The 6990-nt window shown below is 35.6% G+C and carries 12 protein-coding genes; all 12 read right to left on the bottom strand.

Going from position 1 to position 6990, the window contains the following annotated elements; all coding sequences use genetic code 11:
• Positions 1-253: 253 nt before the first annotated feature.
• The 12 genes from CWC16_RS19070 to CWC16_RS19930 all read right to left on the bottom strand — a co-directional run bounded on the left by CWC16_RS19070 (position 254) and on the right by CWC16_RS19930 (position 6695).
• Positions 254-868 (bottom strand): hypothetical protein, encoded by a 615-nt coding sequence (locus CWC16_RS19070; protein ID WP_138542666.1) that lies wholly within the window; start codon positions 866-868, stop codon positions 254-256.
• A 90-nt stretch (positions 869-958) separates the two neighbouring features.
• Entirely contained in the window at positions 959-1225 is a 267-nt protein-coding gene (locus CWC16_RS19065; protein WP_138542665.1) for a hypothetical protein, read from the bottom strand.
• Between the two features lie 78 nt (positions 1226-1303).
• Positions 1304-1783, bottom strand: a complete 480-nt coding sequence (locus tag CWC16_RS19060) for a hypothetical protein (RefSeq protein ID WP_138542664.1) — start codon at positions 1781-1783, stop codon at positions 1304-1306.
• Positions 1783-2694: an Ssp4 family T6SS effector gene (gene ssp4, locus CWC16_RS19055; protein ID WP_055020041.1), complete on the bottom strand. Its 912-nt coding sequence runs from the start codon at positions 2692-2694 to the stop codon at positions 1783-1785. The genes CWC16_RS19060 and ssp4 overlap by 1 nt, the downstream gene beginning before the upstream one ends.
• A gap of 98 nt (positions 2695-2792) precedes the next feature.
• On the bottom strand, positions 2793-3194 hold the full coding sequence (locus tag CWC16_RS19050) for a hypothetical protein (RefSeq protein WP_138542663.1): 402 nt from the start codon (positions 3192-3194) through the stop codon (positions 2793-2795).
• Positions 3181-3666: a hypothetical protein gene (locus CWC16_RS19045; RefSeq protein WP_138542662.1), complete on the bottom strand. Its 486-nt coding sequence runs from the start codon at positions 3664-3666 to the stop codon at positions 3181-3183. The genes CWC16_RS19050 and CWC16_RS19045 overlap by 14 nt, the downstream gene beginning before the upstream one ends.
• A gap of 3 nt (positions 3667-3669) precedes the next feature.
• On the bottom strand, positions 3670-4200 hold the full coding sequence (locus CWC16_RS19040; RefSeq protein ID WP_138542661.1) for a hypothetical protein: 531 nt from the start codon (positions 4198-4200) through the stop codon (positions 3670-3672).
• Entirely contained in the window at positions 4197-4415 is a 219-nt protein-coding gene (locus tag CWC16_RS20310; protein ID WP_249929316.1) for a hypothetical protein, read from the bottom strand. The genes CWC16_RS19040 and CWC16_RS20310 overlap by 4 nt, the downstream gene beginning before the upstream one ends.
• 224 nt (positions 4416-4639) lie before the next feature.
• Complete coding sequence (locus CWC16_RS19030) at positions 4640-4882, bottom strand: hypothetical protein (RefSeq protein WP_138542660.1); 243 nt, start codon at positions 4880-4882, stop codon at positions 4640-4642.
• A 265-nt stretch (positions 4883-5147) separates the two neighbouring features.
• The gene (locus tag CWC16_RS19025; RefSeq protein ID WP_138542659.1) at positions 5148-5540 is read right to left on the bottom strand and encodes a hypothetical protein; all 393 of its coding nucleotides are present in this window, start codon (positions 5538-5540) and stop codon (positions 5148-5150) included.
• A 70-nt stretch (positions 5541-5610) separates the two neighbouring features.
• Positions 5611-6543, bottom strand: a complete 933-nt coding sequence (locus tag CWC16_RS19020) for a hypothetical protein (RefSeq protein WP_171037692.1) — start codon at positions 6541-6543, stop codon at positions 5611-5613.
• A gap of 14 nt (positions 6544-6557) precedes the next feature.
• Entirely contained in the window at positions 6558-6695 is a 138-nt protein-coding gene (locus CWC16_RS19930; RefSeq protein WP_171037691.1) for a hypothetical protein, read from the bottom strand.
• Positions 6696-6990: the final 295 nt, after the last annotated feature.

Below are 6990 nucleotides of genomic sequence, written 5' to 3'. Positions count from 1 at the left end.
ATACATTGTTAATATTTTGTATCAACCAAACTTACTTGTCGCTTTCTTGCAATTGCCATAAAACACCCTGCTTGTTTTTTATACTGACAAAAGCCTAGTACTACGTTTGCTAAACTGCAAAATTAAGATGGGTGTCTTGTTTATTCTATTGTTTATTCTATTGTTTATTCTATTGTTTATTCTATTGTTTATTCTATTGTTTATTCTATTGTTTATTCTATTGTTTATTCTAAAATTAAGATGGGTGTTTTGTTTATTCACCTAAAATAAAAGCATTGCCAAATAACGGTGATACGCCAGCTAAAACTGCACCCAAAATTAACAGCGAGCCTGAAATTGAATGTTTATCAAACCGGCTTTCAATTATTTTTATAACTAAAGTGGTTAGCATGGATAGTGAAAAGTATAACGTTGGCCAAAACTGATAATACAAATAGCCCCAGTTTAAAAGCTCACCTGAAGTTGATGAATAAGCCTGCTGCCCTATGTCGGCTGCTGAAGCATTCGCGGCATTTTCGGTAAAAAGATACCCTATCCCACCAATAATTAATTTTATAATCCAAAAAAATAAAAAGCTGGCAATAGTAAACCCGATAGCGTCATCTCTTGTTAGTCTTTTTTTAGCTTTGCTTTTTACAATAATGGCAAGCATTAAACCTAATAGGCATACACTTCCTAAATAAAGTACCGCCTGCCAAAAGTCATCAGAATAAAATACCGCCAACCCTGGTGCTATAAAAAGATACATAGCATCTTCGTTATCTAGTGAACGGTTTCGAACGCTTTGCTCAGACTCTTTAAAAAGAGCTAAATATACAAATAAAGGCTGTAAAAACAGCATTAAAATACTCGTGGCGATTAGGCTCATACATCATCCTTAATGAGAGAAAACAAATGCAGCACACGTGCTGCATTAAAATTAAAAAAGTGGGTGCTCAATAATAAAGAGAGGTAGGTGTTATAGGTTTATTTTTTGAAAATACGTTTTAAGTTTTAAAAGCCCCGACTCAAGTTCAAATTTTTGTATTTTAGGGTTTTTAAATTTAAACCCATTAGAAATATGGCTATTAATCATCGTCGCCATGCCCTCAAATCCAGCTGGTGCAGTGGCAACTAAATCGCTCAATAAGGGCTTAATAAGTACTTGATGCTCTTCTATTAAAGTTGGGTTCTCGTATATATCGTAAACAAGGTTAGTTAGTGTTTGTTGGTTTTGTTGTTCCATGTTATTTCTATAGCGCCTTAGCTTAGGCGTTTATAGCTCCCTAGTGTTCTAAATTGAATAAAGGTAAATAAAATTTTATTACTTTTTGTTCCTTCGGTTACCTTTTGCCATTTCTTTTTCGACAGCAGCACGAGCGTCTTTTATATCTTTAAAAAAATCATACTGATATTTAATAAGACCTTGGTATTTTTCTCCTTTAATTAAATAAAAAGAGAGCAACATAAAGGCTATATTGATAACTGTTGCAATGTAATACCCATTACCTTCTAAAATTATAAAAGACGGTAAACAAATCACAGCTAAAAATAAAGCATAGAATTTTAATATATTTGCGCAAAAAAAAGAGCCTTGGATTACTTTAAAATTTATAAGGCAAAATGCTATCCCTGTAGAAAATAAAATGCCTAACAGCCACTCAGGATCTGCATCAAAGTATTGCGTTAACACAGTCATTCCGGAGTATACAGTTCCCAAAAGTAAGAGCACTGTTATTAATAGAAACCTACGTAGAAGCTTCCATGGTGGAAATAATAAAAATACCTCATCGTTTTTAGACACTACTTACTCAACTCCTCATATATTCCAATTGCGAGTGAATTCACCGTTCCAGATAACGCACTTCCCCCAAAACTAAAAGATGCGCCAATAGTATCCTTAAGCTGTAATCTCAATGCTTGGGTAATTTGAACGCCGCTATAGCGCTTAGGAAATTGTCCGCTTCTGACCATCCTCTTCAATACTTGGTTAGAAACGCCAGGGTGATTCAACCTAATTATATCTTGGGTTAAACGTTTTCTTTCACTACTAGAAAGACCCTTTAGAAGAGCCTCGGTAGTTTTATTGGTATTTGCTTTTAGTAGTTTAACTGCTTTTAGAGTTGCAGCACCGGCAGCTGCAGCTCCAGCCAATGAAACTACATCAAGCGCCATAGTTACATTCTGATACCATTCCTTAGAGTCATATAAGTCGTTTAATTCAGGGTTTACGCTTTCGTTATAGGTTCTGACACCACCGTTAATGCATTGAAGTGAACTCGCCGTACTGGCAGCCACTGCTAAATATGTAACGGCAGAACTTGTTCCGCCAGAAATTGGGATCGCCGCAGCACTACCAAAAACGACTATCCAACCTAACACAGCCGCACTACAACTTAAAACTGTACCGGCAACCTCACCAACTAAACGTGACTCTCGTGCACTACTTTGACTGTTTTTCAAATGACCTGCAAACTCTTGCTGATTCATATTTTTTGGTTGTTCGCGAAGTACTATTTTCGGACGAGTTAAAGATGAGCCACTATAAGCTCTCAACTCTACAACCGTAAAACTTGAATCAATATACATAACTCCAGCGCCAGTCAACCCCGGAAGTTTGTCAATATCTTTAAATAGCCTTGCTTGATTTATTTCATGACTAAGTCGAACTTTTAACTGTCTTTCTTTGTGGCGTTGGTATTCATTCCCAAACATAAAATAACTCCTTTTAATTTAATTACATTTTTCAAGCTTATCTACAGCATTGAACTTATTTACTCTGTTAAAACTAGACATACGAAGCCTATTTTCATTTATCCAAGATCAATAACAGGTGTAGGTTTAAACTCTGAACCCGTACCAGGCCAATAATAAGACCCGTTTAAACTCTTACAAAGTGCTAGGTAAATGGGCGCCGAGTTACACATTACATCTTCACCTCTCTCAACAAACATCTCATAAGAAATCTGTTTATGAGTTGAGCCTTTATAGGTAGTAACTACATCAGCGGTAAAAACATGCCTTTGGGAACCATCAACCTCTTGAAAAGATTCCACTTTAATAATTTTTACTTTAGCTAAATAGTCAGCACTATTGACCGCTTTTCTAAAGCCATCAAGCTCCAATAAATCAGTATGTTGAGCATTAGCACAAAAAATAAAGCTTAATAAAATAGTGTGCGCGATCAGCGCTTTTAATTGGCTAAAAATCTTCAATAGAAGCTAATTTACTAATAGCAGTACTGTCACAAGCCCAATATTTCTTTATATCATTCTTTTGTAGTGTGACTGTGTTTTCTTTTGTTAGTGTATCAAATTCTTCACTATAGTAATCACTCACTATAACTTCACTTTCTCCCCCATTAAAAGTTAAACTATGTTCAGTAACCAAAGAGCGATGATAGCTCGATTTTTCTACCGTTTTAAAGTCTGCTGAATCAATAACCGTGGCTGCATTTACAGTGAATTTAGCTAAGTGAAATTTATTACCTACTTTGCTAATAATCAGCTCAATAGGTGTAGGCACATCCGCATTACATTTAAATATAACTTGCGAAGCACCTTGAGCTTCATTACACGGTGCAATAAAAAACAAGGCTGTAATCAGAAAAAACTTACCAAGGTTACTTTTTATCATGCTTTTTAATACCCTTGGTAGTTCAATATTATAGTTATTTAGTAAATACATTACTTAATGCTTAACTGATACACCTGATAAATCAAAGTTATAAAGCGTAACTGAATCAATGGAGTGCTCTTCAACTAACTTAGTATTCTTTACGCTAATAACCCCTTCATCAATACTAATATTGCTTACATTACTACTTAAAGTGAAATTAGGGAGTGCGTATAGCTCTGATTTGATGACTTGATATCCCTTTAGTACTTGCAATTTGTTACCTGCATAAAACTTTATTAATGCATAATAATTTTTGTCTTTTTCAAGCAATGTTATTTCTGGTGTATGACCTTTTAATCGAGTGGCAATAAAAGGGATCCCTTCACTAGAAGACAAGATGTAAGTATCCCTTGTAGGCAAGCAAATACCTGACTTATCTTTGTGGAGTAATTTAACTTGCTCAAACTTCAATGACTGCAATAGCCCTGTTTTGTCATCAACTTTTATAGGCTTAGTTACTTTTATATTTAAACATTCTGACGCGAAAGCGGTATGACTTATCGTTAATAGCAGAGTATAAATTAAGGCCTTAAAAACATTCATATACTTACTCCATATGTTTGCCAATTATGGATAAACTCTTGCACAGTTCCCTTTCCAAGTGGCGTATTATAATAAGTTTTCCAATACTGTGCCTGCGCATTAGTATCATTAGCTTCAGGTAAGGCAGCTGGCGCTCTTAAATAGTGAATTCTAGCAATGGCGCATGCATAAGCATCATTCTCTTTTAGCTCCTTTAACTTATCTTCAGTAGTCATTAAGCTTTTAACTTTTAATGCTAACTCTCCTCTGTAACTTAGGTAATTATCCCAAATGTCATCATGAGTAGCAGGCTCTATCTAAAAATAACTCAACGCAGGTCCACCGCCTAGTTGTTGACGATACTTCAATCGACTTTCTTGAATCGCCGTACCTAGCAATAAGATTTCTGCTTTTTTTGATGATAAACCGATTTTTAACAGCGTTGGTTTTATTATATTTTTCAAAAAAGTTGGGGATCTTTCATTCCTGCTTTTTGAGAGTTATATAAGGCAAGCTTTTCATTAATTTTTCGAAACGTAGCATCATTTGGGTTTATTTTTCCATCAGGCCGCGCCGTATTTAATACTTTGCTTTGGAACAACTTAATAGCAGCAATAGTTTTGGAGTTTTCTGGGCGAGGGTTTAAGCGACCATCGACAATTAAAGCTTGTGTAGGTGGAATAAGTTTTAGTAATTTATTCAAAGCCGTTTGTACAGTTTTTACATCATTTAAACTGTTAGCACACCCAATCCAACAGATTGAGTTATTCTGATTGCTGCCATCGAAGCATCCTTTTCTTTAAAGTTATATTTTGAATTACAATGTATTAGTCGTAAATCGGCACCTACTATTTAAAGTAGGTGTCTAGTTTATTTCTTCTCAAACTCTACAAGATAGCTTCTTGTTTTTTGTGTAAGGCAAATACTCTTGTAACCATATTTAATCATATGAACTCGCAAAATAGGTTTTATCTATAAATATCAAGATACTTACCTAAAGTATTATTCTCTTTTATAAATTCATATTGTTCTGTGTCTCCCCATTTATTACCAACTTCATTAGTATCTGGGTGAAATAATAGTGAAACACCTGTTTTTGAATCCATGTTTTGATTTAAACCGCGGAAGCTATAATGCTCTAAAGTAGCAATTTTGTATTTTTCAACATACTCACCATTTAACTTAAAAAGCTGAACTTCCATATCGGCATAAGCTTCAACAAAAACTAGGTTTAGCTTTTTAGAAAAAACAGCACTAGCATCAAAGCTAAAATTTATTTCAATTAGCTCTCCTTCATAGACCCATGATAGGGTTGTACTAGGTGAGTCACCTTCTCTGTTAAACACTCTTTTTATTTTCATAAATCCTAAACAACTCTATTAAATATACTTTGAAATTTGACTTTTATAAGAATCAGGTTTTGTTAGTTATTTAAGTATTTACTTTCGTCCACTCTCTGCTAGCCCCTGGTTCATACCTTACAAACCATGGGTTTGGTTGTTGCTCTGCAGGAATAAAATTAATGGCGTTAGGGGTTTCAAATACACCTACAGGCTGCCCTTTATCTTTCAGACATACAAATTGCCCATCAATTAATTCGAATATACCTTGCTCGCCACCGGCAAGAAAAATACGCTCGTCTATTGCCCCAACTCCATACCATGAATATTTAGCAGACCCAATATCTGTGAAGCCATCATTTGCATTACCCACTAATAAACAGCCACTTCGACCAGTAATAAAAACCTTTCCTCGTGAAAGTACTTTTACATCGGTAAACGCATCTTGCTGCGGAATGCCTGAGGGTAATGTCATTTTAGTCCAAGCACTCCCATTGAAATGATGTATATTTCCATCATAACCAACAACGTATACGTCATCAGAAGCTGAGCCATCTATCGCATTGGGCGCTTTTGGAAGTGTGTACTTAGCCCAAGACTGACCGTCCCAATGAAATGCAGGGCCTGCAAAGGAGGTAACCCAAACATCTTCGTCTGATGTTCCCCAAATTGCATTTAGCTGACCTTTAAAAACTTCGGTAACATTCCACTTAATATCAAAACTACCTGAATTAAATTTTAATCGCTCGAATGGCGGCTGTTTAAAATTAATGTTAGCGTTTGTAAATACATCCCCTTGGTCATCAACGACCCATAAATTACCTTTGAGTGACAACCACATAGCATTAAGTTGAAAATTAGCACCTAAAAATGTTCTTGATCTTGTAGACCCATTATTTCTAGTTAAAGCTTGTACAGACCCTACTGCATTAATAGGGGATGCCTCGTTGTAATAGGTAGTTAATGCATAGTCTTTATCATCCCTTGCAGTAACATCAATAACATGTACTATTTCGTATTCCATCATAAACCTCTAGATTAGAAATCATCATCATCTTTTATACCATCAGTAATTGGTACATCACCACCACCGACTAAGTTAGACATCTGCGCATCTTTATCAACCCCAGCGCTATCTAAGTAGTTTTCGGCATCTATTCGAATTGCCTTGGCCACTAAAGCTGCTTCTTCTGGGATCCTCGCCTCATATACGCCTGGCGCCCTTTAAATTGTCTCCATACTAAGCGACTTTGCTGTCTCACTCTCCATATTATCTAGCCACTCATTTACTGTGGCGTACTCGCCTTTTTGATCAAGCGATTTAGCATAATCTTTTTCAACATCAGTAAGGTATCTGTGCTCAGTGCCTTTACTTTGATCATCAAATACAAAATATGTTATCGCATCGGCTTCATTGTAATTACCAATAACTTAACTAGATAACTTAACCAGACACCCACTCTAATTTAAC

Origin of the sequence: Pseudoalteromonas sp. S3776 (genome assembly GCF_005886915.1) — a bacterium.
Classification (GTDB): Bacteria; Pseudomonadota; Gammaproteobacteria; order Enterobacterales; family Alteromonadaceae; genus Pseudoalteromonas.
The sequence above is the reverse complement of the archived record's forward strand: the minus strand, read 5'-3'. Positions and strand labels throughout refer to the sequence as shown.